The 26,383-nt window shown below is 63.6% G+C and carries 21 protein-coding genes, 2 tRNA genes and 1 pseudogene; 7 read left to right on the top strand and 17 right to left on the bottom strand.

The window, feature by feature from the left end; translation table 11 throughout:
• Positions 1–110 precede the first annotated feature (110 nt).
• Entirely contained in the window at positions 111–1,475 is a 1,365-nt protein-coding gene (rmuC, locus tag E8F20_RS25105; protein ID WP_280286188.1) for a DNA recombination protein RmuC, read from the bottom strand.
• Positions 1,476–1,641: 166 nt separating this feature from the next.
• On the bottom strand, positions 1,642–2,052 hold the full coding sequence (locus tag E8F20_RS25100; protein ID WP_028627624.1) for an SEL1-like repeat protein: 411 nt from the start codon (positions 2,050–2,052) through the stop codon (positions 1,642–1,644).
• A gap of 575 nt (positions 2,053–2,627) precedes the next feature.
• Here E8F20_RS25100 and E8F20_RS25095 point away from each other — a divergent pair.
• Together E8F20_RS25095 and E8F20_RS25090 are read left to right on the top strand one after the other, a co-directional pair.
• Complete coding sequence (locus E8F20_RS25095) at positions 2,628–3,110, top strand: GreA/GreB family elongation factor (RefSeq protein ID WP_280286162.1); 483 nt, start codon at positions 2,628–2,630, stop codon at positions 3,108–3,110.
• A 28-nt stretch (positions 3,111–3,138) separates the two neighbouring features.
• On the top strand, positions 3,139–3,537 hold the full coding sequence (locus tag E8F20_RS25090) for a hypothetical protein (protein WP_280286161.1): 399 nt from the start codon (positions 3,139–3,141) through the stop codon (positions 3,535–3,537).
• A gap of 441 nt (positions 3,538–3,978) precedes the next feature.
• Here the strand turns inward: E8F20_RS25090 and E8F20_RS25085 are convergent, their stop codons facing one another.
• From E8F20_RS25085 to E8F20_RS25070, 4 genes are all read right to left on the bottom strand, one after another.
• Positions 3,979–7,059, bottom strand: a complete 3,081-nt coding sequence (locus E8F20_RS25085; protein ID WP_280286160.1) for an error-prone DNA polymerase — start codon at positions 7,057–7,059, stop codon at positions 3,979–3,981.
• Positions 7,056–8,471 (bottom strand): DNA polymerase Y family protein, encoded by a 1,416-nt coding sequence (locus tag E8F20_RS25080; protein ID WP_280286159.1) that lies wholly within the window; start codon positions 8,469–8,471, stop codon positions 7,056–7,058. The genes E8F20_RS25085 and E8F20_RS25080 overlap by 4 nt, the downstream gene beginning before the upstream one ends.
• Before the next feature lie 6 nt (positions 8,472–8,477).
• On the bottom strand, positions 8,478–9,092 hold the full coding sequence (gene imuA, locus E8F20_RS25075; RefSeq protein ID WP_280286158.1) for a translesion DNA synthesis-associated protein ImuA: 615 nt from the start codon (positions 9,090–9,092) through the stop codon (positions 8,478–8,480).
• Positions 9,093–9,299: 207 nt separating this feature from the next.
• Entirely contained in the window at positions 9,300–10,913 is a 1,614-nt protein-coding gene (locus E8F20_RS25070; protein WP_280286157.1) for a M28 family metallopeptidase, read from the bottom strand.
• A gap of 283 nt (positions 10,914–11,196) precedes the next feature.
• On the opposite strand from E8F20_RS25070, the gene E8F20_RS25065 reads away from it, so the two are divergent.
• Both E8F20_RS25065 and E8F20_RS25060 read left to right on the top strand, forming a co-directional pair.
• A complete protein-coding gene (locus tag E8F20_RS25065) occupies positions 11,197–11,898 on the top strand; it encodes an SOS response-associated peptidase (RefSeq protein ID WP_280286156.1) in 702 nt (233 codons plus the stop codon).
• Between the two features lie 571 nt (positions 11,899–12,469).
• Positions 12,470–12,856, top strand: coding sequence for a hypothetical protein (locus E8F20_RS25060; RefSeq protein ID WP_280286155.1), 387 nt, complete (start codon positions 12,470–12,472; stop codon positions 12,854–12,856).
• Between the two features lie 126 nt (positions 12,857–12,982).
• Here E8F20_RS25060 and E8F20_RS28420 read toward each other — a convergent pair.
• From E8F20_RS28420 to dapA, 5 genes and pseudogenes are all read right to left on the bottom strand, one after another.
• A pseudogene (locus E8F20_RS28420) lies at positions 12,983–15,820 on the bottom strand (AMP-binding protein).
• A gap of 161 nt (positions 15,821–15,981) precedes the next feature.
• Positions 15,982–16,071 (bottom strand) — tRNA-Ser (locus E8F20_RS25045).
• Positions 16,072–16,229: 158 nt separating this feature from the next.
• Positions 16,230–17,099 (bottom strand): phosphoribosylaminoimidazolesuccinocarboxamide synthase, encoded by an 870-nt coding sequence (locus E8F20_RS25040; protein WP_280286154.1) that lies wholly within the window; start codon positions 17,097–17,099, stop codon positions 16,230–16,232.
• Between the two features lie 86 nt (positions 17,100–17,185).
• On the bottom strand, positions 17,186–18,304 hold the full coding sequence (gene bamC, locus E8F20_RS25035) for an outer membrane protein assembly factor BamC (protein WP_280286153.1): 1,119 nt from the start codon (positions 18,302–18,304) through the stop codon (positions 17,186–17,188).
• A 19-nt stretch (positions 18,305–18,323) separates the two neighbouring features.
• A complete protein-coding gene (gene dapA / locus E8F20_RS25030; protein WP_280286152.1) occupies positions 18,324–19,202 on the bottom strand; it encodes a 4-hydroxy-tetrahydrodipicolinate synthase in 879 nt (292 codons plus the stop codon).
• A gap of 176 nt (positions 19,203–19,378) precedes the next feature.
• Here dapA and E8F20_RS25025 point away from each other — a divergent pair, with 176 nt between their 5' ends.
• Positions 19,379–19,936: a glycine cleavage system protein R gene (locus E8F20_RS25025; RefSeq protein ID WP_280286151.1), complete on the top strand. Its 558-nt coding sequence runs from the start codon at positions 19,379–19,381 to the stop codon at positions 19,934–19,936.
• A 13-nt stretch (positions 19,937–19,949) separates the two neighbouring features.
• Entirely contained in the window at positions 19,950–20,423 is a 474-nt protein-coding gene (locus E8F20_RS25020; protein WP_280286150.1) for a peroxiredoxin, read from the top strand.
• A 42-nt stretch (positions 20,424–20,465) separates the two neighbouring features.
• Here the strand turns inward: E8F20_RS25020 and E8F20_RS25015 are convergent, their stop codons facing one another.
• Together E8F20_RS25015 and E8F20_RS25010 are read right to left on the bottom strand one after the other, a co-directional pair.
• Positions 20,466–21,536, bottom strand: a complete 1,071-nt coding sequence (locus E8F20_RS25015; protein WP_280286149.1) for an AI-2E family transporter — start codon at positions 21,534–21,536, stop codon at positions 20,466–20,468.
• Between the two features lie 37 nt (positions 21,537–21,573).
• Positions 21,574–21,825: a sulfurtransferase TusA family protein gene (locus E8F20_RS25010; protein ID WP_028627608.1), complete on the bottom strand. Its 252-nt coding sequence runs from the start codon at positions 21,823–21,825 to the stop codon at positions 21,574–21,576.
• Between the two features lie 157 nt (positions 21,826–21,982).
• On the opposite strand from E8F20_RS25010, the gene E8F20_RS25005 reads away from it, so the two are divergent.
• On the top strand, positions 21,983–23,416 hold the full coding sequence (locus tag E8F20_RS25005; protein WP_280286148.1) for a M48 family metalloprotease: 1,434 nt from the start codon (positions 21,983–21,985) through the stop codon (positions 23,414–23,416).
• 72 nt (positions 23,417–23,488) lie between these two features.
• On the opposite strand, the gene nadA is transcribed toward E8F20_RS25005, so the two are convergent.
• The 4 genes from nadA to queE all read right to left on the bottom strand — a co-directional run bounded on the left by nadA (position 23,489) and on the right by queE (position 26,293).
• Positions 23,489–24,547 (bottom strand): quinolinate synthase NadA, encoded by a 1,059-nt coding sequence (gene nadA, locus E8F20_RS25000; RefSeq protein WP_280286147.1) that lies wholly within the window; start codon positions 24,545–24,547, stop codon positions 23,489–23,491.
• Between the two features lie 218 nt (positions 24,548–24,765).
• Positions 24,766–24,841, bottom strand: a tRNA-Lys gene (locus tag E8F20_RS24995).
• 58 nt (positions 24,842–24,899) lie between these two features.
• Positions 24,900–25,574: a 7-cyano-7-deazaguanine synthase QueC gene (gene queC, locus E8F20_RS24990; RefSeq protein ID WP_280286146.1), complete on the bottom strand. Its 675-nt coding sequence runs from the start codon at positions 25,572–25,574 to the stop codon at positions 24,900–24,902.
• 71 nt (positions 25,575–25,645) lie between these two features.
• Complete coding sequence (gene queE / locus E8F20_RS24985) at positions 25,646–26,293, bottom strand: 7-carboxy-7-deazaguanine synthase QueE (RefSeq protein ID WP_280286145.1); 648 nt, start codon at positions 26,291–26,293, stop codon at positions 25,646–25,648.
• Positions 26,294–26,383: the final 90 nt, after the last annotated feature.

Genomic DNA, 26,383 nt, shown 5'->3' with positions numbered 1-26,383 from the left:
CGGCCATTCGCTGGCAAGCCAGCTCCTACGGGCGATGCAGGTGCTTGCAACACTTAATGCAGACATAGCCAATTCATTCGCCAAGCAGACCGGAGATCTGCCCAACAACCTCAGCCCTCTATCTGCTCATCCAGCAGCGGCAACCCCGTCGCCCGCTCCAGCAGGTCATTGGGCAGGCTCTTGCTGGCGCGGGCGCCGAGGAGCTTGAGGTTTTCCACCCGGCTGATCAGGTTGCCGCGGCCTTCCACGAGCTTGTTGCGGGCATTGGCATAGGCCTTGTCCAGTTGCTGCAGACGGCTGCCCATCTCGTCCAGGTCCTGGACGAAGGCAACGAACTTGTCGTACAGCGCTCCCGCTCGCTCGGCGATTTCCCGGGCGTTCTGGCTTTGCCGCTCCTGACGCCAGAGGCTATCGATCACCCGCAGGGTGGCCAGCAAGGTGGTCGGGCTGACGATCACGATGTGTTGCTCGAAGGCCTCCTGGAACAACCCTGGGTCCGCTTGCAAGGCAGCGGCGAAGGCCGCTTCGATAGGCACGAAGAGCAGCACGAAGTCCAGGCTGTGCAGGCCCTCCAGGCGCTGGTAGTCCTTCACCGACAGCCCCTTGAGGTGGCTGCGCAGGGACAATACGTGCTGTTTCAGGGCTTGGCTGCGGGTGTTCTCGTCGTCGGCGGCGACCAGCGCCTGGTAGGCGGTCAGGCTGACCTTGGCGTCCACCACCACCTGCTTGTCACCCGGCAACTGGATCAGCACATCGGGCTGGAAGCGCTCGCCCTCGGCGCTCTTCAGGCTGACCTGGGTCTGGTACTCGCGGCCCTTCTCAAGGCCGGCATGCTCCAGTACCCGTTCCAGCACCAGCTCGCCCCAGTTGCCCTGGGTCTTCTGGCCTTTGAGGGCGCGGGTGAGGTTGGTGGCTTCGTCCCCCAGACGCTGGTTGAGCTGTTGCAGGCGCTCCAGCTCCTTGCCGAGAGAGAAGCGCTCGCGGGCTTCCTGTTGATAGCTTTCTTCCACCCGCTTCTCGAAGGCCTGGATGCGCTCCTTGAGCGGGTCGAGCAACTGGCCGAGGCGCTGTTGGCTGGTTTCGGCGAACCGCTGTTCGCGCTCGTCGAAGATCTTCCCCGCCAGTTCGGCGAACTGTGCGCGCAGGTCGTCGCGGGCGGCCTGCAGGTCGCCCAGGCGCTGTTCGTGGGCCTCACGCTGCTCGCGCAATTCGGCCTCCAGACCGGCGCGATCGGCATCCAGGCGGCGCAACTCGGCATCCTTGCGCTCACGTTCCTGGTTCCACGCCAGCAAGGCTTCGCGGGCGCTCTGGCGTTCAACGCCGAGCAATTCGGCCTCGCGGCGCAGGGCCGCCAACTCGGCCTGTTGGGCGGCATTGAGCTGGCTGAGCTCGCGGTTCTCGTCGCGGCTGTCATCCAGTTGGACGGCCAGGCCGTCCTGGGCCAGCTGGGCATTGGCCAGACGCTCTTCAAGCAGGATGTGTTCGGTTTGGAGAGCGGTGAGCTTGCGGTGCTGCTGCCAGGCCAGGCCCAGCAGGGGCACGGCGGCGGCCAGCAGACCAAGCAACAGGTTGGGGATATCTAGGGGCATGAGCGGCTCCGCGCTGGAATGCCGCGAGTATACCCAGCGGCGCGCGGCGCGATCAGGATTGCAGCGGGAGGCGGCTGAGCAGGCGCTTGGCTTCGTGGGATCCCTGGGCAGCGGCCTGTTCCAGCCAGTGGCGGGCTTGTTCCGGCTCGTTGATGCGCGGCTGGCTGCACAGGCGACCCAACTCGAGCTGGGCACGGCGATCACCGGCACGGGCGGCCTGTCGCAGCATGTCCAGGCCGATGCGGCGGTCACGCTGGTTGCCGCAGTCGCGGCAGAGCATTTGCCCGAGTCGGCTCTGGGCCGCCACCACACCTTCTCGTGCCGGCTGCTTGAGCAGCTTGCCGGCGAACCGCTTCACGCTCGGCGTCTGGCCCAGGCGCGGGCTGTCCAGCAGCCAGAGGGCAACACGGGTCGGCAAGGTTTGCTGATTGGCAATGGAGTCGGCGGGAACGCGGTACTTCATGAAAAGAGGCAGGTGGCCGGAAAGGCGCGCAACTCTACTCCTTTTTCGCGGCAGGTAAAGTCTTGCAATTGCTGCAGGTCGCGTTCTAGAGCAAGTGCTCGGGACAATCCACAGAAGCTGTGGATAACTCTGTGAAGAAGATGCTCGAAACGTCACCAAGTGCTTATGCACCGTGGCTTCCGCTCAAACTGATGATTTTTTCACCAATTATAAAAATCCTTATTTTTCATGCACTTACGAATTCGCCATAGAGAATCAAGCGTTTACAGGGGATTTCGGTAGCCGTTTGCGAGGCTGCTTCGCGACTGTGCACAACTTGAAACTGTCAATACCCTGCCCGCCCCGTTACGGGGCATTTTCCTCGGAGAAGCGGCTAGAACCTATGTTGCACGGGTGTTCCAGACGACGACGAATGGCATGAAATGGGGCCGCCAGGTCTTTCGCCAAGCTGGTACGACCGTACTTTTGCGCCAACTCTGTGCACAGGTTCGTCCCTTCTTGTACGGACCTGTTTCCCGCCACCGCGCTTGGCCCCTTAGAATGCTTCGCCTGCCCCTTCGACCTCGACGTTCCCCATGGACAAAGCCCATATCCATCGCCTGATCCTCGACAAGCTCGCCGCCGACCTGCACGTGCTGCAACGCGCGGCACAGACTGCCTACGAGGCGGCGACCCACGCCGAGAACATCGCGGAAAACAAATACGACACCCTTGGCCTGGAAGCCTCTTACCTGGCCACCGGCCAGGCCCGCCGGGCCGCAGAGATCAAGCTGGCGCTGGGGCTGTTCGAAAACCTCAATCTGCGCCCCTTCGATCCCGCACGCGGCATCCAGCTCAGCGCCCTGGTGCTACTGGCGTCCGAAGACGGCAGCGAGCAGCGGTTGTTCCTCGGCCCCGAAGCCGCTGGCCTGAAAGTGGTGGACGACGGCGAGGAAATCACGGTGATCAGCCCCCGTTCGCCCCTGGGCCAGGCCCTGCTGGGCAAAGTCGAAGGCGCAGAGGTGACGCTGACCATTGGCAACGGCAGCCAAACCTTCGAGGTGCTGGAGGTACACTGAAAAAGCCGCCCATCGCCTCGGAGGCTCCATGGCTCGCCCACGTCGCATCCTGCGCATCAGCTTCAATCCCGCGGTCCTGACTCTCAGCGTCGCACTGGGAGTCTGGCTCGGCTTCATCGCCATCAGCCTGACCGCCTACCTCGGCTACCAGTTCTATATGGCCGATAGGGAGACCCCGGTTGCCCAGGCCTTCACCCCACCACCCGCATCGCCGCAGCCGGCGCCAACACCACCGAGCACGGGCGAAGAGCGCCTGCAGAAATACGAGGAGCGCTACAACACTACCCAGCGCGCGGACAACGAGCGCCTGGAACGCCTGGAGGAGCAGCGTCGGCTGAACGATGCCAAATGTCAGTTCTGGACCGAGCAGTACCGAAACGCACCCACCGAGAAGGCCAAGCGCAACATGGACCAGGAGTGCGGATAGGCGTCTCGTCTGATTCCATCGTGCCAGCCGACCAAAGGCAGCCGGCTTCAAGTGACCGTCACAATGTCGCGGCTAGACTCCGGTTGTGCGTCCTTCACTTTGGCGCCAGAGGCGGTTTGCAATGGGTCCCGAATTTTTCATAGCCCTGATGATCATGGGCTGGCTGCTGGCAGCGGTCGCGCTGCTGTGGGCCATGCTCAGGATCTCCCACCATCACCACCATCACCACGGCCGGCCTTCGCCGCCCCACTCCTCCCGCTCGTTCCGGCGGCACAAAGCGAAAGACTCTCCGATTACTCCGCACTGAACTTCTTGTAGAACGGGGGCGCGATGCGCCCCTTGGCAAATGAGTTCGTCCCTGAAAAATCCGCCAAAGCGTCGGTATCTTCGGCGAAATAGACATCCGTTTGGATGCGGCTCTTCGTGGTATGGAGCGTCTGCCTAGTGGAAATCCCGGCTTTTCACATCGAGCCCGTCAAGCAGCGGCGTGAGGTCGTGCAGGCGTCGGGCAATGAGGTGGCGCACGCCGTCCACCGACTCCAGGCGGCCATCCACCTGCAGCAGTTGCGAGCCCACCAGCACACGGCGCTGGCGTTCCGCCAGGTCATGCCAGACCACCACATTGACCATGCCGTGTTCGTCTTCCAGGGTGACGAAAATCACCCCGCTGGCGGTCTGCGGACGCTGCCGACCCACCACCAGGCCGGCGACGCTGACCTGCCACCCGTGTTCCACCGCCAGCAATTCCCGCGAACTGCGGCAACGCCGCTTGCGTAGCGCACTCCGTAGCAACGCCATGGGGTGCGGCCCGAGGGTGGTGCCCACCGTTGCGTAGTCAGTGAGCATGTCTTCGGCCACGCTGGGTAGCGGCAACGCCACCTGCGCTTCCTCCTGCTCCGGCAGATCGGCGAAGAGTGGCGCCTGTACCTCTACCCCGGCCATCGCCCAGCGCGCCCGATGGCGATGACCGGCCAGACCGCGCAGGGCGCCGGAATCGGCCAGCAGTTCGCGAGCGCGAGCATCCAGATGGGCGCGTTGACTGAGGTCGCTCACACTGCTGAAAGGCGCAGCCTGCCGCGTCACCTCGATGCGTCGTGCATCGTCCTCGCGAAAGCCTTTCACCATGCGCAGCCCAAGGCGGATGGCCGGTTCGCCCCCCAACGCCAGCGGCTCCAGGGAGCAGTCCCAGTCGGAATGCTGCACATCCACCGGGCGCACTTCGATGCCATGACGGCGGGCGTCCTGCAGCACCTGGTCGGGGCTGTAGAACCCCATGGGCCAGCTATTGATCAAGGCGCAGGCGTAGGCGGCCGGCTCGTGGCATTTCAGCCAGCAGCTGGCGTAGGTGAGCAGGGCGAAACTGGCCGCATGGGACTCGGGAAAACCGTAGCTGCCGAAGCCCTTGATCTGTTCGAAGATCCGCTCGATGAACGTCTGTTCATACCCCTTGGCGAGCATTCGCGAAGTGAGCCGCTGGCGATGGTGTTCCAGGCCGCCATGGCGCTTCCAGGCCGCCATGTTGCGACGCAGCTCATCGGCCTCGCCGGGGGTGTAGTCGGCGGCAACCATGGCCAATTGCATCACCTGTTCCTGGAACAGCGGCACGCCGAGGGTCCGCTCGAAAACGGGAATGAGCTCTTCCTTCGGATAGGTCACCGGCTCTTCCTTGTTACGCCGGCGCAGATAGGGATGGACCATGTTGCCCTGGATCGGCCCCGGCCGGACGATGGCGACCTGTATCACCAGGTCGTAGAAGGTCCTGGGCTTGAGGCGCGGCAGCATGGACATCTGCGCCCGCGACTCGATCTGGAATACGCCGATGGTGTCGGCGCGGCTGATCATCTCGTAGGTGGCGGTGTCTTCCCTGGGCAGCGTGGCCAGGGTCCATTGGGTGCCGCGATAGCGCTCGATCAGGGCGAAGCAGCGACGCAATGCGCTGAGCATGCCGAGCGCCAACACGTCCACCTTGAGCAGCCCCACCAGGTCGAGGTCATCCTTGTCCCACTGGATCACGGTGCGCTCGGCCATGCTGGCGTTTTCCACCGGCACCAGGCTGTCCAGCGGCGCTTCGGAAATCACGAAACCGCCGGGGTGCTGCGAGAGATGCCGGGGAAAGCCGATCAGTTCGTTGGTCAGCGCCAGCACCGGGCGCAGCACCGGGCTGTCCGGGTCGAATCCCACCTCGCGCAGGCGCTCTGCCGAGGGGGCCTGGTCGCTCCAGCCGCCACAGCAGTCGGCCAGGGCGTTGACCTGGTCCGGCGGCAACCCCAGGGCCTTGGCCACATCGCGAATGGCACCGGCTCCGTGATAGGTGCTGACCACAGCGGTAAGCGCCGCCCTGCCCCGCCCATATCGGCGGAACACGTACTGGATGACCTCCTCGCGGCGTTCGTGCTCGAAGTCGACGTCGATGTCCGGTGGCTCGTTACGCTCCCGGGACATGAAGCGTTCGAACAGGAGTTCGGTGGTATCGCATGGGTTCAGCTCGGTGATGCCCAGGGCAAAGCACACCACCGAGTTGGCCGCCGAACCGCGCCCCTGGCAGAGAATGTTCTCTCTGCGGGCGAACTCGACGATGTCGTATACCGTGAGGAAATAGCTTTCGTAGCCCAGCTCGGCGATCAGCGCGAGCTCCTTCTCCACCAGCATCCGGGCTTTCTCCGGCGCACCATCGGGCCAGCGGCGGACCAGCCCCTTCTCGGTGACGATACGCAGCCAGGTGGTGGGGCTTTGGCCGTCCGGCACCAGTTCACGGGGGTACTGGTAGTTCAGTTGGTCCAGGTTGAAACCGCAACGGCGAGCGATGCGCACCGATTCGGCAAGCAGCTCCGGCGGGTAGAGGCTGGCCAGCACTTCGCGGCGACGCAGGTGGCGCTCGCCATTGGGGAACAGCCGGTGACCCGCTTCGGCCAGGGTGCAATGGTGACGCACGGCAGTCATGCAATCCTGCAGGGCGCGGCGGCCACGGGCATGCATATGCACATCGCCGGTCGCTACCGCAGGAATCTCGAGGCGCTCGGCCAGGGCCAGCAGTCGAGCCCGGCGGCTGGCGTCATCCGGGCCCTGGTGCAACTCCACTGCCAGCCACAGGCGTTCGGGGAAGCACTCGCGCATCCAGGGGCCTTCACGGTCGTCGTCTTCCCGATCGGGCACCCAGATTGCCAGCAAGCCGTCGGTGGATTCGCTCAGGTCCTCGCGAAGTAATCGGTATTCCCCCTTCTTCGCCCGCCGCCGGGCCTGGGTAATGAGCCGGCAGAGGTGCTGGTAACCCGTCAGGTTCTCCGCCAGCAGTACCAGCTTGGGCCCGCCATCGATGCGCACCTCGCTGCCGATCACCAGGGGCAGCTCAGCCTTCTTCGCCGCCTGCCAGGCACGAACGATACCGGCCAGGGTGCATTCGTCAGTGATCGCCAGGGCTGCGTAACCATGACGCGCTGCCCGCTGGAACAATTCGTCGGCACTGGAGGCTCCGCGCTGGAAGCTGAAATTGGACAGGCAATGCAACTCGGCGTAGTTGCTCATGCGAACCAGCCGTGCAACAGCAACGGCCCCTCCCCATTCACCGCCCGGAAGGCCCAACCACGCTGGCCGCCACGGGTTTCCACCAGGTAGTAATCACGGCGTACATCGCTGCCATCCCACCAGCCGGATTCGATGCGCTCGGGGCCGGCCAGGATGCGCACGCTGCCCTCCCGCAGCAGCACCGGGTCACGTAACAGCCAACCGGGGCGCGGTGGGCCAGCCAGGATCGGCACCTGCGGGGCATCGACGTCCAGTTGCCAGGCGCATTCGGGGCGGTGATCGGCACGAGCGGCCAGGCTGTGCACGGCATCGTCCCCCAGGCGTGCCCGCAGACGTTCGCGCAATTGCTCCCAGGGCAGGGATTGGTGCGGACGCTCATCGAACAGCTCACGCCGCTCCGGTACGAAGGCCGGCAAGTCCCGCGCCTGCAGGCGGAAAGCACGCACCGGAGCCGGTACCTGCAACTGCTCCAGGCGCCCACGAGCCAGTTCGAAGAGCATGGCCGCCTCGCGCTCGGCACTGAGCAAACCCACTGGCACCTGTGTGTCCGGGATGTCGCGGTGTTCCAGATAGAGGGTGAAGCGCTGTACCCCGCTGTCGCGGCTGGCGAGAAAGGCGGCCAGGTCGGCGGTGAGACGGCGCAGGGGGAAGAGCAACGCCTGGTGGGATTCCACCTCGAAATTCAGCTCGATACGCAGGTCGAACTCATCCGGCGGCCGGTAGCACTCCAGCGCCAGCGGACGCTCGCCGAGCAGGGTATCGAGGTGCTGCAGCACCTCGGCCGGAAAGCGCCGGGCCACCGTGCTCCGGGGCAGCGCCAGCACCTGTTCGACCGTACGCAGGCCCATGCGGATGAACGCGGTAACGGTTTCCCGAGTCAGGCCAGCTCGCTCCACCGGCATCCGCCCCAGGACCTCGCGCAACTCCCCCAGGTTCGCCACTGCCAGGCCATCGTAGGCATTGGCCAATATCCGCGCCGCCACCGGGTTGGGCGCCACTACGATGCGGTGACGGAAACCCAGGGCCGCCAGCTCCCCCCGCAGTCGAGCCTCGAAGCGCGGCCACGGGCCGAACAGGGCGAAGCTGGATTCCACCTCCAACAACAGGCAACGCGGATAGCGCAGGCTGACCTGGGAGCTGAAGCCATAGGCCCAGGCGGCGAGCAACTGCTGCCAGCGCTCGATGGACGCCGGGTCGTATTCCACTAAAGCGAAGTCACGGGTCAGGGCATGGGCAGCAGTCAATGACTGCCCGGGACGCAAGCCCAGGCTCCTGGCCGCCGGGTTGAGCGCACGCAGCACGCGGCGCTGGGGTGTACCGGTCACCAGCGCCAGGGGCGCCTCGGGGTCGGGGTGGCCGCGCAGCACGCCATCCAGCGCCAATTGCGGCAGCAATATGCAGGCCCAGCGCATGAGGTTTTACCGAGCCAGGACAATGGGCGCGGCAGGTGGCAGCCCACCCCGGCACTTGAGCACCCGCAACTGCGCCGGCTGTCCATCAACGGCAACGCGCAGGGCCGCAGGCGAGGGGTTGAGGGCAGCATCGAGCGGCCGGTAGGCAAAGGCCAGGGTCTGCCCGGTTTCGGCGGCCACCTGCAAGCGGCGCAAGGCACGGTCGTCGGCCTGCTGCGGCCAGCAAAGCACGGCGCCGCAACTGCCGGAACGCAGGCATTGCTCAGCCGCCCAGAGTGCATCACGGCCGCTGGCCTCCACCAGCGCCAGCCAGCGCAGGTCCACGCCGGCTGCCCGCCAGGCCTGTGGATAAGGAATATGCGGTGGCGCCACCAGCACCACGCGCTCGGCACTGGCGGTCAGCCGCGCCAGCGTGGGCCAGAGCAGGCGCAGCTCACCCAGGCCCGCGGCTGGAACCAGGATCTCGCTGAGCGCGGCTTCAGGCCAGCCACCACCCGGCAGCACGCTGTCCAGAACGCGATGGCCGGTGGGTTGCTCGCGGCCGGTCGGCTGCCCACCGGACTGGCCTTTCCAGACCCGCCGCTCGTTGAGCAGGGCGTCGAGGGCAACGACAGCGCCCATCAGGCCCGCCCATTGCCGGAAGAGAAAAACGGCAGCCCCGGGGAAGGGCTGCCGAAAGGGCCAGGAACAATCATCAAGGCCATTGGGGGAAATCCTAAGAATACTGTATTTATATACAGTAAATAGTAGAGGCTTCTCCCGGTCAATCCAGAAAAGACAGAAGGCCTGCGGGAGCGCGTGGCTCCCGCAGGTCAGGCGTTCGTCTCGTTATTTGATGTAGTGGTTACCCCAGCGCTCGACCTGGCGCACCGACTGTTGGCGCAGGGTAGTCGCGCCTTTCGCCTGCTCGGCAGCCGCGGCGATCTCGTCGTCGATGATCTTCGTCGACAGTGACAGCCAGCTGGTGGCGAAGGCCATGGCGTCGCCGTTGATCTCCAGAGCGTTCAGATCGATGTTGGCGGTGTCGTCGCATCCCTGGTGGTAGCAGGGATCGAAGGGTTGGCCAGCAGCGCCGCCGTACTTCTGCGCCTGCTCTTCGCTCTTGATGTCTTCGGCGCCAGTGAACAGGCCGCCGAAGGGGATGCCCACTTCGAAGAACTGCGCATAATCGGAGCGGAAGTCGATCTGGGTGCCCTCGGACGGCTCGCCACGTAGCGTGAAGTACGCCTCGAACAGACGCTCGATGGCAGCCGAGCCGGGCGGGCCCTGCAGGCCGAAAGAGGAACCGTCGCCGTCATAGATGAAGTTGCCAAAGTTGGGCGAACCGATCATGTCGAAGTTCAAGTACGCCTTGATCTTCTTACGTTCCTCATCGCTGAGGCTATTGACGTAGAAGGTCGAGCCCACCAACCCGGACTCCTCGGCCCCCCACCACGCGAAGCGCACCTTGTTCTGCGGATGCGCCTTGCGCAGGAGCACGGCCATCTCCAGCAGAGACGCACTGCCCGAGCCGTTGTCATTGATGCCGGGGCCTTCGAATACCGAGTCCAGGTGAGCACCGGCCATCACCACATTGTTCGGATTGCCGCGCGGGGTCTCGGCCACCAGGTTGAAGGTCTGCGTCTTCTCGCGGATCACATCCGCCACCATGCGTAGCTGCAGGCCGGCGGTCTGGGACCAGGCCACGCCGTTGTCATAGGTGGCGAACAGCACCGGGATACCGCCTTCGTAGGTGTCACCCAGGGTGACGTTCTCCAGGCCCTTGCGGTCCTCGGTGTTGCCCTGGTTGAAGATGATCACCCCCGCCGCACCCGCAGCGGCGGCGTTCTCCGCTTTCAGTTCGAAGTTGCAGCTACCGCGCTGGACCAGGGCGATGGCGCCACTGGGGAAGCCGGCGAAGTCCTCCACCTCGCAACCGCTGGTGGAGGCATTGCCAGCCCCGAGGGACAGATCCACCGCTACCACCGGGGCGCTGACATCACCGGGGTCGGTCTGCGACAGGTAGTTGAAGTCCTCCTCCCAGACATAGCTCGCCGGCTGTGGCGCCAATGCCTGCAGGGTACCCGGCCCCTTGGGGAAGAACGCGGTGAAGGGGAACGGCTGCACCTGCACCTGATAGCCGGCGCGCTCCAGGGTTTTCTTCACATAATCGATCGACGCCTGGTAGCCAGGCAGGCCGGCGGCGCGGTTGCCGTCATTCAGGGTGGCGATGTCCTGCAGCTCCTGCAGGCGGTGCATCACGTTGTTCGCCTGCAGGCAGCGCGGCAGGCCAAGGGGCGTCCCAACCAAGACCGGCGACTTGCAAAGGGCGGGGTTGGGTTTACCGGGGCTCCAGAATTCGGTGAAGGCATCGCCTTCAGGCACCGGAGCGGCAAGGGTGGAAGTGGAAGCGGCGAGAACCAGGGAACCAACAACACGTCTGACGCTGTTCTTGTGGGTCATGACTTCAATCCTTTTGAAGTGGCTGTAGGTGACCTGCCATGGCGTTGCGCCACTGTCCTGTACGGCTTCCTCGGGGGCAGGCCTGAGAGAAGAGACTGGCGCAAGGTCGTTCAGTTCTTCCAGCTTCTTGTAAAAAACGTGCAGCTTGTCGCCTTTTTCGCAGAAGTTCGCTGCAGATATGCAGGCACCTGGCCACTAAAAAGGTGGCCACATCATGTCATTCACCCCTGCCAAGGCTTCGCAGGACCTATGCTCAATCCATTCCCGGATACAGGAACCTGCCATGTGCGGCCGCTATGTCAGCCCCTCGGAACGCGCCATCGAAGACTACTGGCACATCGGCGCCCGCGACTCCGGACGCTGGGTCCAGAGCTTCAACGTGGCGCCCACCAGCATCGTCCCGACGCTGCGCCTGGGAGAACAGGGCGAACTGCAACTGGCATCCGCCCGCTGGGGCCTGATCCCTGCCTGGTGGAAGGAAGCGAAGCCACCGACCATGTCCTGTAATGCCCGCAGCGAAGAAGCCGCCAGCAAGCCCCTTTGGCGACAGAGCCTGCGCACGCAGCGCTGCCTCATGCCGGCCCTGGGTTGGTATGAGTGGAACCCACACGAGGAAGTCCGCAACGCCCGCGGCCGACTGGTCCACCAGCCCTATTACCTCTACAGCCCGAACGACACCGTCCTGGCATTCGCCGCCATGTGGGCCACCTGGCAAGCCCCGGATGGCCAGTCCATTACCTCCTGCGCCCTGCTCACCCGGGAAGCCGCCCCCTCCATCGGTGCGATCCACAACCGTATGCCAGTGGTGCTGGCGCCCGAGCAGTTCGACCTGTGGCTGGCACCCGATACAACTGACGAGCAGGTACAGCGCGCCATGGCCAAGGCCCGCAGTGACTTCGTGGGGCGTGCAGTGTCCACGCGGGTAAATGATGTGCGCAATGATGATGAAGGGTTGATCGAGGGAGTGGCCGAGCCGCTGTCCTGAAGCCAGTCAGCCCCCCTGCGAAAGCCAACTCACCAACCGCCAGCCGCGATCGGGCCGGCACCAACCTTCGACTCGCAAGGCGTGAACAGCAGGTTGTGTACGCGCTGATTGCCATCCGGCCAGCCAACGCGAGCCGCGCAAAATCCGCCATCTGGTCATCCGACCAAGGGACTGTCGCTTCTTCCAGGAAGGTCACCATGGCGATATGCGCGGCAGGTGCGTTCAGAGAGAGCTGACGCAGCTCCGCCCAGTAATCCGATTCGATCACGAATCGCTCCTGGTGCACCACATTGCCAGATGCACGTGATAAGCAATATCTAACGAACTTCAGGAATTCCAGGGAATATTCGATGGCGGGTGGAGAGGCGGAAGAGAAACGCTCTCCAAGACCAGTAATCGGCCGACCAAACAATGGCGACCGTCGGGAATACACTTGATTCGCATAGGCAGTGGTCACCGGGGGGAGGATTCTCGCCCCTCCCGTCGATTACCTCCGCTCCCAGGCGCCCTGCCCGAACGGCCAGCCGGCCACACACCGGTCGGCCAAATGCACCAGCCTGGAGCAACCGCCATGAAAAACATGACCCCTGGCCCCTCTTCAGCATCGATCCGTAGTGGCAGTTTCGTGCTTCTTTCCGCGCTGTTGATCGCAACAGGCTGTACGCACAACCCCGACATCAGAGCCAGCCGCGACGGAACCTCCGGCATCACGACCAGGGCTAATCCTGACTACATAAGCTGTGTGAAGGACGGTATTCGGCAAGACGCCCAGACCTTCACCACGGAGGAAAGTGGCAAGACACTCCTGTTCGTTGGCAGCACTGACCCCGACAAGGCATCCGGGCTTGTCGAACTCACCAGCGGCCAAGGACAGAACCACTACTCCGTGTTTCAGCGGAATGCCTGGCAGGACAAAGGGCGGCTGATCAATGCGGCGCGGATGTGTTCCAGTGCTTAGGGCGCTGGGCCTCTTCAGTCCTTAAAAGTAAAAAGCCCCGCCGACCTCCGTCTGCGGGGCTTTGCATGCATGGCAGGAAGACAGCGATCTGAGCCCTGAAAGGCAGAGACTTGCTGCGTCACAAACTCACGCGGAACTCAGGGCGCGTTCCGATTCATCCAGGTGCTCCAGCAATTCCGCCCTCGCCGCATCCCGCAGGCTGATAGCCCCCGACCAGCCGGGCCCTTGCGCCAGCAATGGCGCGCACAGACTGACGTGGATCGCTTCCCTCAACGGGAACCACTGGCCATCACGCAATACCGTGCGCGTGCCACGGATGGCAACCGGCACCAAGGGAACACCCGCATTCGCCGCGAGCATGAAGGCGCCCATGTGGAAGGGACGCAGACCCTGCGCGCGGCTGAAAGTCCCTTCCGGGAAGAAAACCAGGGCCTGGCCAGACCCCAGCGCCTCGGTCAGGGCCTCACTGTCCGCGACGCTGCGTTGCAGGTCGAAGCGCTCGACGAAGCGCGCGCCTAGCTTGCGCAGGAACAGGCCCGCGACCCACTGGCTGGCCAGCTCGCGCTTGGCAACGAAGGCGAACCGCGGCGGCAGCGCCGCGCAGAGGATGACACCGTCGAGGTAGCTGGAATGATTGGCTGCCAGCACACTCGGCCCACTCTTCGGCATGTGCTCCACGCCCTCGACGCTGAACGGCACCCCGGCCAGGCGCACGAACAGACGCGCGGCCAGCTGGGTAAAGACGCGGCACCAATGCTGACGCGGCAGGATCACCACGCCCAGCCAGGTCAGCGGCGCGACCAGCCAGAACAGCAGCCAGATATAGACGGCGTAGGGCAGGTTGCGGCCCGATCGCCAAGCACGTCCGAGATAGCCGTGGATGGTCTGCACCAGTAAGCGCAGTACCTGGCGCCACGGGGCCAGGCCAGGCCGCCCCACTTCGTCACGCAGGTACAGCTCGCGGCAGGCGGCCCGGCGGATCTTGCCACTGGAGGTCTTGAGCACGCTCCGGGGTGGCGCCAGAACGATGTCGTCAGGCGGCACTCCGGCAAGGTCGACCACCACTCGATTGATCGCCTGACGCAAACGCTGCCGCGCAGCCGGGTCCTTCTCGGCACTTTCCGCCATCACCACCAGTCGATCGGTGCCCGTGGCCGAATCCGGGCTGCCGAATACTGCGATGCAACCCTTCCGCAGGCCCGCGAGGCCTCCGAGCGCCGCTTCGACATCGTAGGGGTAGATGTTGCGTCCAGCGCGGATGATCAAGTCCTTGGACCGCCCGGTGAGGTAGAGCTCGCCATCAGCCATGTAGGCCAGGTCGAGGGAGTCCATCCAACCATCGCGCAGCACCCTGTGAGTCTCGTCCAAAGCTCGGTAGTAACCGACGCAGGTGGACGGCCCGCTGAACTGCAAGCGGCCTTCCCTACGTTCGGGCAACTCGATGCCATTGCCATCGACTATGCGCAATTGGTGGCCCGGCAAGGGCCGGCCGCAGGAGACGAAACTGAGGGTGGCGCCGTCGTCGATTTCTGCGGGAAGGGCCTGCCCCCGGACCTGAAAAGCCTCGCGCTGCACCCGATCGACCCGCAGCCCACGCCCCAGTGGCGGGAAGGCTACACCCAGGGTGCCTTCGGCAAGGCCGTAGACCGGTGCCAGCGCACCGGGCTCCAGGCCGTAAGGGGCAAAACGCTCGGCGAAGCGCTGCAAAGTGCCAGGGTTGACGGGCTCAGCACCATTGAGGGCCAGGCGCCAACTGCTCAGGTCTAGCCCTTCGAGCTCGGCGTCATTGATCTTGCTCAGGCACAGTTCGTAGGCGAAGTTGGGGGCCGCCGACAGGGTGCCGCGAAAACGATGGATCTCCCACAACCAACGGGCCGGCCTGGCCAGGAAAGCCAGCGGCGACATCAGCACGAGGCTGAAGCCGTAGTACAGGCTGCCCAGCCAGGCGCCTATCAGCCCCATGTCGTGGTACATGGGCAACCAGCTGACGAACACATCCCGTGGCCCCACTTGGAGCGAAGTACCCATGGCGCGAAGGTTGGCCAGCAGGTTGGCATGACTCACCATCACACCCTTGGGCTGGCCGGTGCTGCCCGAGGTGTACTGCAGGAAAGCAATATCTGCCGGTAGCCGCGTCGGCGTCATGCATTCCTTTTCCTCGCCCTCCAACTCGGCAACGCTGACGACTCTCGCAAGGCTCGGAACCTGGGACCGGAGCAACTGGGCGAGCAGCTTCGCCTCCGTCACTGTGACCAGGACTCTGGCCTCGGCATTGCGCAGGATGCCAGCCTGGCGCCGCAGGTGATCCTAGATCTGCGACAGGCGCAACGGCGGGTAAATGGGCACTGGGATGCCACCGGCCAGCAGGATGCCGAAGAAGCCCCGAAGAAAATCGCGGCCGGTCGGCAACATCAGCGCCGCGGTTTGTCCGGCGCGCAAGCCACTGCGTTGCAGCCCCGCGGCCACCCGCCGCGCTTCGCGCTGCAAGTCGCCGAAGCTGATGTCCTCGGGGCGGTCGTCATCACCCAGCAGGCGCACATGGGTATGCCCAGGCTGATGATCTGCATGCCAGTTCAACACATCGACCAGGGTGCTTGCGGTATCCGGGGCCTGCCACTCGACGATCTCGGGTGCAACAGGATCTGCCGCAGAGGCTGGCTGGCCAGACCGACCGATGGAACGGCGGCGCAGCACCTGCAGCACATCAGCGGGCGTACTGGCCGAGGCGAACAGCTCCTGCGGCAGACGCACACCGAACTCGTGCTCGATACGCGACCAGAGCTCGACCCGTGCCAGACTGTCCACGCCTAGGTCGCGGTCCAGCACGCTGCGCAAGCTGACGCGCAATCCCGGCGCCGCTTGTGGCCGCAACTCGGCCACGGTGCGCTGGACGACTCCGAGCAGTTTTTCCGCGTCCTCATCGAAGCCAGGAACGCCGTGGGTTACCGGAGGCGGATGAGACATCGAAGACCCTCACCAGGAAGGAGACTCGATGCCTACCAGTATGCACCCATGCCGGCGCTTTCGGACTGTCGAAGACTTTCGACACTTCTTCGACACTCGGCCGACCTGAAAAGCAAAAGCCCCCGAAACTCTAGGAGTATCAGGGGCTTAGGCATTGAATATGGCGGGAAGATAGGGATTTGAACCCTAGGTGCCATTGCTGACACAACGGATTTCGAATCCGTCCCGTTCGGCCACTCCGGCATCTTCCCGAACGGCGCGCATCATACCAGCTCAGTGGCAATTGGCGAAGCCCGGGGCGTGATTTTTTCGCGTGGTTTCAGATGGTTGCGAGAATGGGTAGTCCCTGCGACAGAATACATCCCTCCCCCCAGCCCCTCTCCCGACGGGAGAGGGGAGAAAAAGCGGTTCAGGAAGTCAGCTTGATCAGGGCTTCGCGGTATTTATCGGCAGTCTTTTGCGCGACATCGGCGGGCACAGCCGGGGCCGGTGGCTCCTTGTTCCAGCCGGTGGATTCCAGCCAGTCGCGGACGAACTGCTTGTCGAAGCTCGGCGGATTCTTGCCCTCGACGTAGCTTTCCACCGGCCAGAAGCGGCTGGAATCAGGGGTCAGCACTTCGTCCATCAGGGTCAGGGTGCCGTCTTCGTCTATGCCGAACTCGAACTTGGTGTCAGCGATGATGATGCCGCGAGTGGCGGCGTACTCGACGGCGGTGCTGTACAGGGCGATGGCGGTGTCACGGACCTTGGCGGCCAGTTCCTTGCCGATGATGGCTTCGCACTGTTCGAAGGAGATGTTCTCGTCGTGGTCGCCGACAGCGGCCTTGGTCGAGGGGGTGAAGATGGGCTGAGGCAGCTTGGAGGCCTCTTTCAGGCCGGCCGGCAGCTGGATGCCGCAGACGGTGCCGGTCTTCTGGTATTCCTTCCAGCCGGAACCGACGATGTAGCCACGTACGATGGCTTCGACAGCAACGGGCTTCAGGCGCTTGGCCACCACTGCGCGACCGTCCACCAGGGGCAGTTCGGCGGCAGGCACCACGTCTTCCACTTTGTCGCCAGTGAAGTGGTTAGGCACCAGACCGGAGAGCTTGTCGAACCAGAAGTTGGAGATGGCGGTGAGGATCTTGCCCTTTTCCGGAATCGGCTGGTCGAGGATCACGTCAAACGCGGAAAGGCGGTCAGTGGCAACCATCAACATGCGTTTGTCGTCGATTTCGTAGAGGTCACGGACCTTGCCCGAGTAGATCTTCTTCAGACTGAGGGTGGTAGGTGTGCTCATGTCATTTCCGCCTTTATCAAACGAAACAGGCGAAACCCGGGGGTTTCGCCTTGTTGTTTCCACGTCGCGCCGCCAAGCGGCGCTGATTAGCCGAGGTTTTCCTGGATCAGGGTCAGCACGCGACGCGCCACATCGGCAGGCGCCACCGTATTGATGTCCTTCTCCACGGTGACCTGCACGCTGTCGCCAACGCGGGTCAGGCGCACCTGGTAACGTTCGGCGCGTGCCTCGATCTCTTCCTCGCTGGGATCGCTGCCCCACAGGCGACTGAAGAAGCCAGGCTTCTCGTCTTCCTTTGAGGCACCTTCCGCGAGGTTGATGTAGTAGACACCCAGGCTGCGGTTGAGGTCGTCGACGCGGACATCGCCCGTTTCCAGTGCACGGCCGACGCTGGACCAGGAGCGGTCGAAGTCGGCGCCGAGGCTGAGCATGGGGTTGCCGTTACCGTCTTCAGACAGGGTCACACGGCTCGGCGCATCGAAGTCGCGGGCGGCGAGCAGGGACACGGAACCGCCCTGTTCGGCGCTACGGGCCATGCTCGCGAGCATTTCATCCAGCAAAGCTGCTTCGAGGCTCGGGCTGTCGGAACGGCTCGGCCAGCCGGTGTCAGCGGAGCTGCCGGCCGGACGGGTGGTGGTCAGGACGAAGATTTCGCTGGTATTGCGCTGCACGCCCGGCTCGATACGTACACGAGCGCGGATTTCGCTGTCCGGCTCGACACCGCTGACGCGGCTGCCCAGGCGACGGGCCAGTGGGCCCGAGAGCTGGTCGAGGCGCTGCCAATCGGTACTGAATTCACCGGTCTGCGGGCGCTCGTCGGCGATACGGAATCCGCCGTCTTCGAAGAACTGGCGAGCCACCGGCCACACTTCCGCCGGCACACGCTGGGCAACCACCCAGCGAGAGTCGCCGCTTTTCTGCAGGCTGTAGTCACTGACCTCACCCTTGGCCTGGAGAGCCTGCGGGCGGGGTACTTCGAATTCGCCTTCGGCACGGCTGTCGGCGACGTTCATCGGCACAGGCAGCAGCGGGTCGAGGCGCTTGGCGTCAGCATCCGGGGGAAGCTGCATGGGTGCGGTCTGGCGTGCTTCCAGATAGTCGCTGCCACGGTCGCGGAAATAGCCATCTTGGCCCCAGAGCCAGCCGCAACCGCTGGTACTGGAAATGATCAGGGCGAGAGCGGAAAGTCCGGCCAGTCGCTTCATGCGGAATGTTTCCTTGGAATTAGGCCAGTACGCCGGTCTGGCGCATGGCTTGGCGCAGAGGCTCGTGGCAACGCGGGCTGAGCCAGGTCAACGGCAGACGGATGCCGTCGGGGATCAGACCCATTTCGTGCAGGGCGAACTTCACCGGAATGGGGTTGGACTCGATGAACAGCGCCTTGTGCAGCGGCATCAGCTTGTCGTTGATGGCACGGGCGGCTTCGGCTTCGCCACGCATGGCGGCGGCGCAGAGATCGGCCATGGCGCGCGGAGTGACGTTGGCGGTTACCGAGATGTTGCCCTTGCCGCCCATCAGCATCAGTTCGACAGCAGTGGCGTCATCGCCGGAGTAGACGAGGAAGTCCTTGCTGACACGATTCAGGACTTCCTGACCGCGCTGCAGGTCGCCAGTGGCTTCCTTGATACCGATGATGTTGCTGATCTTGGACAGGCGCTCGACGGTCTCCGGGAGCATGTCGCACACGGTGCGGCCCGGTACGTTGTAGAGGATCTGCGGGATCGCCACGGCTTCGGCGATGTGGCGGAAGTGCTGGTACAGGCCTTCCTGGGTCGGCTTGTTGTAGTAGGGGGTCACCAGCAGGCACGCATCGGCGCCGACATTCTTGGCGGCTGCGGTGAGTTCGACCGACTCACGGGTGGAATTGCCACCGGTGCCGGCGATCACCGGGATGCGGCCATTGACCTGGTCGACGACGCGGCGGATCACTTCGACGTGTTCGGTGACGTCAAGCGTGGCGGACTCGCCCGTGGTGCCGACGGCGACTATGGCGTTGGTGCCCTCTTGAAGATGGAAGTCAACGAGTTTGGAAAGGCTGTCCCAGTCCAATTGACCCTGTGCATCCATGGGCGTAACCAGTGCCACCATACTGCCCGCAATCATGCAACCGCTCCTGCCGGAAAAAGAGAGCCGTAATGGTACTGTCGGCTCTGGCCTTGCACAAGGTGAACGCAAGCGCCGTCAGGCGGTTACAGCATTTCCCTCGGCGTCGCTTTTCGCTAACCTTCTCCGTTTGAACAGCGCGGCCCCGGCCGCCCTCCCCTCTTTAGGAATGCTGCATGTCCACCACCCCGCCCCGCGAACAGTTCCTTCTGATCAGTGCCCTGGGCCGTAACCCGACGGAGCTGACCAACGTGCTGTGCCGCGCCAGCCAGGAAAACCGCTGCGCCGTGGTCAGCAGCCGCCTGACCCGCCATGGCGAGTTCTGCGCCATCGTGTTGCAGATCTCCGGCAGCTGGGACGGCCTCGCGCGACTGGAAGCGGGACTGTCGGCACTGTCGAAACGCCATGGTTTCACCGCCAACGTAACCCGCAGCAACGCCATGGAGATACGTCCCCAGGCCCTGCCTTACGTAGCCTATGTCAGTGCCGCTTATCGCCCGGACATCCTCAACGAGCTGTGCCAGTTCTTCGCCGATCATCGCGTCGAGCTGGAGAACCTCACCTGCGACACCTATCAGGCGCCACAGACCGGCAGCACGATGCTCAACGCCACCATCACAGTGACCCTGCCCGCCGGCACCCAGATCAGTTGGCTGCGCGACCAGTTCCTGGACTTCGCTGACGCCTTGAACCTGGATGCCCTGATCGAACCCTGGCGCCCGCAACACCCTTGAGGAGTCGTTAAACATGGCAGTTTCCCTGGATAACCCCATCGCCGACTTCACCGCTCAGGCCACCAGCGGCCTGGAAGTCACCCTGTCGGCCCTCAGGGGCAAGCAAGTAGTGCTCTATTTCTATCCGAAGGACAGCACGCCCGGCTGCACCACCGAAGGTCAGGGCTTTCGCGACCAGCACGAAGCCTTCCTGGCTGCGAACACAATGATCTTCGGTGTCTCCCGCGACGGCATGAAGTCCCACGAGAACTTCAAGTGCAAGCAGGAGTTCCCCTTCGAGCTGATCTCCGACAAGGATGAATCACTTTGCCAGCTGTTCGACGTGATCAAGCTGAAGAAGCTCTACGGCAAGGAATACATGGGCGTTGATCGCAGCACCTTCCTGATCGACGCACACGGTGTACTGCGCCAGGAGTGGCGCGGCGTGAAAGTGCCAGGCCACGTGGACGCCGTACTCGCCGCTGCACAAGCGCTGAACCAGGGCTGACGCTCCGCCCCGATGAAAAAAGGCCGCAATCGCGGCCTTCTTTCATTGCAGTGCCACACTCTGTGGCCCTGCACGGGGCCAGGCGTCCAGCACTGCCTTGAACAGGGTCGCCAGAGGGATCGCGAAGAACACGCCCCAAAAGCCCCAGAGTCCGCCGAACAACAGCACAGCGCATATGATCGCCACCGGGTGCAGGTTAACGGCCTCGGAGAACAGCAGCGGCACCAGCACGTTGCCGTCCAGGGTCTGGATCACGGTGTAGACCACCATCAGGTAGATGAACTGGTCGCTCCAGCCCCACTGGAACAGCGCGATCAGTGCCACCGGCACCGTGACCACCACCGCGCCGATGTAAGGCACCACAACCGAAAGCCCCACCAGCAATGCCAGCAGCGCCGCATAGTTGAGCCCCAACCAGACGAAGGCCACATAGGTGACCGCGCCACAAATGACGATCTCGATCACCTTGCCGCGGATGTAGTTGGCGATCTGGGTATTTACCTCATCCCAGACCTGGGTCATTAGCTCACGCTCGCTGGGTAGGTAGCCGCTGATCCAGCGCCCGATCAACTCACGGTCCTTGAGGAAGAAGAACACCAAGATGGGCACCAGGACCAGGTAGATCATGATGTTGACCAGCAGCGGCAAGCTGGAGAGGGAAAAGGTGAGCGCCCACTGGCCGAACTTGGCCACTTCACTGCGTGTGACCTCGATGGCCTTGAGCACCTGCTCGTCAGTTACCAGGTGCGGGTAGCGCTCGGGCAGGAGCAGCAGCAGCGACTGCCACTCGCCAAGCATGCCCGGCAGCTCCTGGAACAGGGTGCTGAGCTGCTGCCAGAGCAGCGGCAGCAGCACACCGAGAATCAGCGCCAGGACGCCGATGAACAGCGTGAAGACGACCCACACCGCCAGGGTCTGCGGCAATTGCAATCGCTCCAGCAGGTTGACCAGCCCCTGCATGAGGAAGGCCAGCACCATCCCCGCCAGCACGGGCGCAAGCATGTTGCCGAGGGTAAGGACGGCCGTGAAGCCGAGAACCAGGACCACAGCCAGCACCACAGCCTCTTCATCGGAGAAGTAGCGCTGGATCCAGTCGCGAAGCACCTTGAGCATCGGAAATCCTTGGATGGCCCGCTATACGGGGCCAGGGTCAGGCCTTGCGCAGCCAGTAGCGGAATACGCCGTCTTCGACCTCTTCACGCAACAACTGGTGCCCGGCCAATTGCGCGAAGGCGCGAAAATCGCGCTGGGAGCCGGCGTCGGTGGCAATCACCTTGAGAACCGCGCCACTGGGAAGGCGGTTCAGCTCGAGCTTGGCCTTGAGCAAGGGCAAGGGGCAGTTCAGGCCACAGGCATCCAGCTCGACGTCGAAAGCATCTGTTCGACTGGCAGTGTCAGTCATGGTGAATCTCCGGAGAAGGTACCTGGCGACCGCCCTGGGAAGGTCGCAGGGCGGAAAAACTTGAGCGGGCGGTTAGGATACCCAACGCAGAGCGCCGCTGGCCAGTTGGCCGCGCTGGAGGCTACAGTTACGCCTTTGCCGCCAACGAGCCCAGTGCATGAATTTTCTGCGCCCCACTCTGCTGACGCTTGCCTGCCTTCTTGCCCCGCCCGTCATGGCCGACGACTTGCCGTCGCTGGGGGACTCCAGCTCTTCCATCGTATCCCCGGAACAGGAACATCAACTCGGTCGGGCCTGGCTGAGCCTGCTGCGCGGCCAAGTACCGCAACTCAATGACCCGCAGCTCAAGGACTACGTGGAAACGAGCGTCTACCGCCTGGCCGAAACCAGCCAGCTGCAAGACCGACGCTTGGAGTTCGTGCTGCTCAACAGCCCGCAGCTGAACGCGTTCGCGGCACCTGGCGGGATCATTGGCGTCAACGGCGGCCTCTTCCTCTATGCCCCCACCGAGTCCGAGTACGCTTCGGTATTGGCTCACGAACTGGCGCACTTGTCGCAGCGCCATTTCGCCCGTGGCGTCGAGGCCCAGCAGCGCATGCAGATACCGGTGATGGCCGCGATGCTCGCCGGCATCGTTGCCGCAGCAGCCGGTGCCGGTGACGCCGGCATGGCGGCCATCATGGGCACCCAGGCCGCGGCCATCCAGGAACAGCGTCGATTCTCCCGACAGAATGAACAGGAGGCCGACCGTATCGGCCTGCTCAACCTCGAGAAGGCCGGGTATGACCCACGCGCCATGCCGCGCATGTTCGAACGCCTGATGCGTCAGTACCGCTATGACGCCAAGCCGCCGGAATTCCTCCTCACTCACCCGGTGACCGAAAACCGGATTGCCGACACCCGCAACCGCGCCGAACAGCTACCGCCCGGTGGCGTCGAGAACAGCCTGCGCTATCAGTTGATGCGCGCCCGTGTTCAATTGATGTTCGAGGAAACCCCAGGCATCGCCGCCAAGCGCTTCCGCGCCCTGCTCGACGAAGATCCTAAACTGGACGCGGCCCGTTACGGCCTGGCCATTGCCCAGATCAAGGGCGGCCAGCTCAACCAGGCCAAGGAGAACCTGGCTCCGCTGCTGGCCAAGGCGCCGAACGAAATCGTTTACAACCTGGCCCAGGTGGACCTGGACATCACAGCTAACCGCCTAGCCGACGCCCAGCAGCGCGTCGACCGCCTGCTCGGCCAGTACCCTAACAACTACCCGCTGAAGCAGATGCGCAGTGACCTCCTGCTCAAGCAAAGCAAGCCGAAAGACGCCGAGAAGGTACTCGATGGCCTGCTCAAGAGCCGACCGAACGATCCGGACGTGTGGTATCAGGTGGCCGAGGTACGCGGCCTGGCTGGCAATACCATCGGCCTGCACCAGGCGCGCGCCGAGTACTTCGCCTTGGTGGGCGACTTCGACCAGGCCATCGAGCAGTTGGATTTCGCCAAGCGCCGCGCCGGTGGCAACTTCCCACTGGCCGCGCGCATCGACGCCCGTCAGCAGGAGCTGGTCCAGCAGCAGCAGATGCTCAAGCAGATGATGCGCTGAACATCGTGATGTGGACCAACGTCCACTTAGAAACGAAAAAGCCCGGAACTGGTCCGGGCTTTTTTCGAGAGATCAGGCGTTGCCGGCCTGCTTCAGGCGTGCAGCCTGAGTGAAGTCCAACATGCGCTTGAGCGGCTTGACCGCTCGCGGGATCAGCGCCGCGTCGACGAAGATTTCGTTGGTGCCCTCGCGCAGGCACTGCAGGGTACGTTCCAGCGTATTCATGGCCATCCACGGGCAGTGGGCGCAGCTGCGGCAAGCCGCGCCATTGCCTGCGGTGGGGGCTTCGATGAACTGCTTGTCGGGGCAGAGCTGCTGCATCTTGTAGAAGATGCCGCGGTCGGTGGCGACGATGAAGGTCTTGTTCGGCAGGGTCTGCGCAGCCTTGATCAGCTGGCTGGTTGAACCCACCGCGTCGGCCAGATCGATAACGGCCTCGGGGGACTCTGGATGGACCAGCACTGCAGCCTCCGGGTACAGGGCCTTCATGTCCTGCAGCTGCTTGGCCTTGAACTCTTCGTGGACGATGCAGGCACCGTCCCAAAGCAGCATATCGGCACCGGTTTCGCGCTGGATGTAACGGCCCAGATGCTGGTCCGGCGCCCAGATGATCTTTTCGCCGTTATCCATCAGGCTCTCGACGATTTCCAGGGCGCAGCTGGACGTCACGACCCAGTCGGCTCGGGCTTTGACCGCCGCCGAAGTGTTGGCATAGACAACCACAGTGCGCTCAGGGTGCTGGTCGCAGAAGGCCGAGAACTCGTCGACCGGGCAACCTAGATCCAACGAGCAGGTTGCCTCCAGCGTAGGCATCAGCACGCGCTTTTCCGGGTTGAGGATCTTCGCGGTCTCGCCCATGAAACGAACACCGGCGACGACCACGGTCTGTGCGGAATGCTGGTTGCCGAAGCGGGCCATTTCCAGGGAGTCGGAAACGCAACCACCGGTTTCTTCAGCCAGCGCCTGGATCACCGGATCGCAGTAGTAATGCGCAACCAGCACGGCATCCCTGGCCTTCAGCTCAGCGGCGATGGCGGCACGAAAGTGCGCCTCCTCCTCGGCCGTCAGCTGTTTGGGCTGCTTGGCGGCAAGATGGGCCTGGACCAGAAAGCGTTCGGAAAGCTGTGTCATAGGAGCTGAACCTGCGAGCGCGATGGCGCGGAATCGATTATACACCCACCCCCAGTGGCCACTGTGCCACGGGAGGGTCGCGGATGATAACGCAGATTTGGCAACGCCGGGACAGCTGCGGCAAGCACCTTTCGTCCGTCGCGGACGGTGAGTTTCGACGCGAAAGTTCGCCTCCCGGAAACGAAAAAGCCCGCCTTGATAAGGCGGGCTTTTGAAGGTGGTGGGTCGTGTAGGATTCGAACCTACGACCAATTGGTTAAAAGCCAACTGCTCTACCGACTGAGCTAACGACCCAACGCGAGGCGCATGATACTGATTTTATTCAGGAATTCAACACCTCTCCTCGAAAAAATTATTGATAGCGCGTTGGATCCTCAACACCGGCCGCTACGAAGCCCGCCGCACGCAGCCTGCAGCTGTCACATTTCCCGCAAGCGCGACCATCGTCGTCGGCCTGATAGCAGGACACCGTCAGCCCATACTCCACACCATGACGCAGACCGGCCTGGACGATTTCCGCCTTGCTCAGGTTCTGCAGCGGCGCCCGGATACGGAAGCCCTCTCCCTCGACACCGGCCTTGGTAGCCAGGTTGGCCATGCGCTCGAAGGCTTCGACGAACTCGGGGCGGCAATCCGGGTAGCCGGAATAGTCCACTGCATTGACACCGATGAAGATATCTCGCGCGCCGAGCACTTCAGCCCAGCCAAGGGCAAGGGACAGGAAGACGGTATTGCGTGCGGGTACATAGGTGACCGGGATGCCCTCGGTCGGGCTCTCCGGCACGTCGATGGAGGTGTCGGTCAAGGCGGAGCCGCCGATGCCATTCAGGTTGAGGCCGATCACCTTGTGCTCCACCACACCCAACTGGCGGGCGACGCGCTCCGCCGCATTCAGCTCGGCGCGATGACGCTGGCCGTAATCGAAACTCATGGTGTAGCAGGCGTAGCCTTCGGCGCGGGCCAGGGCGACCACGGTGGCCGAGTCCAGGCCGCCGGACAATAATATGACCGCTTTCTTCTCGCTCATGGGGGTATCCCTCGATATCGGCCTGCCTCGCACTGGAGGCACAGGCAGGCAAGGTGCGCAATCGCGCCGGATCAGTGACCCGGCTCGTCGTTCCAGAGGATTTTGTGCAGCTGCAGCTGCAGACGCACCGGCAGGTTGTCGGCCACGATCCAGTCCGCCAGGTCGCGCGCGCTCACTTCCTTATGACTGGGAGAGAACAGCACCTCACCGGCGCGCTGATCGAGGCGGTACTCGATCAGCTTGGACACCGCCCAGTCATAGTCCTCGCGGGAGCAAATGACGAACTTCACCTGATCGTTGGCCGTCAGGTAGGCGATATTCTCGTAGCGATTGCGACCGACCTCGGCTGAACCGGGGGTTTTCAGGTCGACCACCTTGCTCACCCGCGGGTCCACGGCGGAAACGTCGAGGGCGCCACTGGTTTCAATGGAGACCTCGTAACCGGCATCGCACAGGCGCTGCAGCAGCGGGATGCAATTCGGCTGGGCCAGCGGCTCACCGCCAGTGACGCAGATATAGCGTGGCCTGAAGGCGGCAACACGTTCGAGGATGGCGTCGAGCGTCATGATCTCGCCGCCGCTGAATGCGTAGGCGGTATCGCAGTACTGACAACGCAGGGGGCAGCCGGTCAGGCGCACGAAAACCGTCGGCAATCCGGCGGTACGTGTTTCCCCCTGCAGCGAGTAGAAAATCTCGGTAATTCGCAGGGTTTGATGCATATCAGCCACGGGCGTGACGGCTAAACAGGCCATCCGCCTCCGTTGCGGGAATGAAGGTTGGAGGCCGGCGATTCTAACGAAAAAACCCGC

It is taken from the genome of Pseudomonas sp. BN415 (assembly GCF_029871195.1).
Lineage (GTDB): Bacteria > Pseudomonadota > Gammaproteobacteria > Pseudomonadales > Pseudomonadaceae > Metapseudomonas > Metapseudomonas resinovorans.
Note: the sequence above shows the minus strand (reverse complement) of the source record. Positions and strands in the feature narration are given on the sequence as shown.

Coding starts and splice junctions, on each gene's coding strand:
- E8F20_RS25100 (WP_028627624.1), bottom strand. CDS start 2,052: ATGAAGTACCGCGTTCCCGCCGACTCCATTGCCAATCAGCAAACCTTG.
- E8F20_RS25095 (WP_280286162.1), top strand. CDS start 2,628: ATGGACAAAGCCCATATCCATCGCCTGATCCTCGACAAGCTCGCCGCC.
- E8F20_RS25090 (WP_280286161.1), top strand. CDS start 3,139: ATGGCTCGCCCACGTCGCATCCTGCGCATCAGCTTCAATCCCGCGGTC.
- E8F20_RS25085 (WP_280286160.1), bottom strand. CDS start 7,059: ATGAGCAACTACGCCGAGTTGCATTGCCTGTCCAATTTCAGCTTCCAG.
- E8F20_RS25080 (WP_280286159.1), bottom strand. CDS start 8,471: ATGCGCTGGGCCTGCATATTGCTGCCGCAATTGGCGCTGGATGGCGTG.
- imuA (WP_280286158.1), bottom strand. CDS start 9,092: ATGGGCGCTGTCGTTGCCCTCGACGCCCTGCTCAACGAGCGGCGGGTC.
- E8F20_RS25070 (WP_280286157.1), bottom strand. CDS start 10,913: ATGACCCACAAGAACAGCGTCAGACGTGTTGTTGGTTCCCTGGTTCTC.
- E8F20_RS25065 (WP_280286156.1), top strand. CDS start 11,197: ATGTGCGGCCGCTATGTCAGCCCCTCGGAACGCGCCATCGAAGACTAC.
- E8F20_RS25060 (WP_280286155.1), top strand. CDS start 12,470: ATGAAAAACATGACCCCTGGCCCCTCTTCAGCATCGATCCGTAGTGGC.
- E8F20_RS25040 (WP_280286154.1), bottom strand. CDS start 17,099: ATGAGCACACCTACCACCCTCAGTCTGAAGAAGATCTACTCGGGCAAG.
- bamC (WP_280286153.1), bottom strand. CDS start 18,304: ATGAAGCGACTGGCCGGACTTTCCGCTCTCGCCCTGATCATTTCCAGT.
- dapA (WP_280286152.1), bottom strand. CDS start 19,202: ATGATTGCGGGCAGTATGGTGGCACTGGTTACGCCCATGGATGCACAG.
- E8F20_RS25025 (WP_280286151.1), top strand. CDS start 19,379: ATGTCCACCACCCCGCCCCGCGAACAGTTCCTTCTGATCAGTGCCCTG.
- E8F20_RS25020 (WP_280286150.1), top strand. CDS start 19,950: ATGGCAGTTTCCCTGGATAACCCCATCGCCGACTTCACCGCTCAGGCC.
- E8F20_RS25015 (WP_280286149.1), bottom strand. CDS start 21,536: ATGCTCAAGGTGCTTCGCGACTGGATCCAGCGCTACTTCTCCGATGAA.
- E8F20_RS25010 (WP_028627608.1), bottom strand. CDS start 21,825: ATGACTGACACTGCCAGTCGAACAGATGCTTTCGACGTCGAGCTGGAT.
- E8F20_RS25005 (WP_280286148.1), top strand. CDS start 21,983: ATGAATTTTCTGCGCCCCACTCTGCTGACGCTTGCCTGCCTTCTTGCC.
- nadA (WP_280286147.1), bottom strand. CDS start 24,547: ATGACACAGCTTTCCGAACGCTTTCTGGTCCAGGCCCATCTTGCCGCC.
- queC (WP_280286146.1), bottom strand. CDS start 25,574: ATGAGCGAGAAGAAAGCGGTCATATTATTGTCCGGCGGCCTGGACTCG.
- queE (WP_280286145.1), bottom strand. CDS start 26,293: ATGCATCAAACCCTGCGAATTACCGAGATTTTCTACTCGCTGCAGGGG.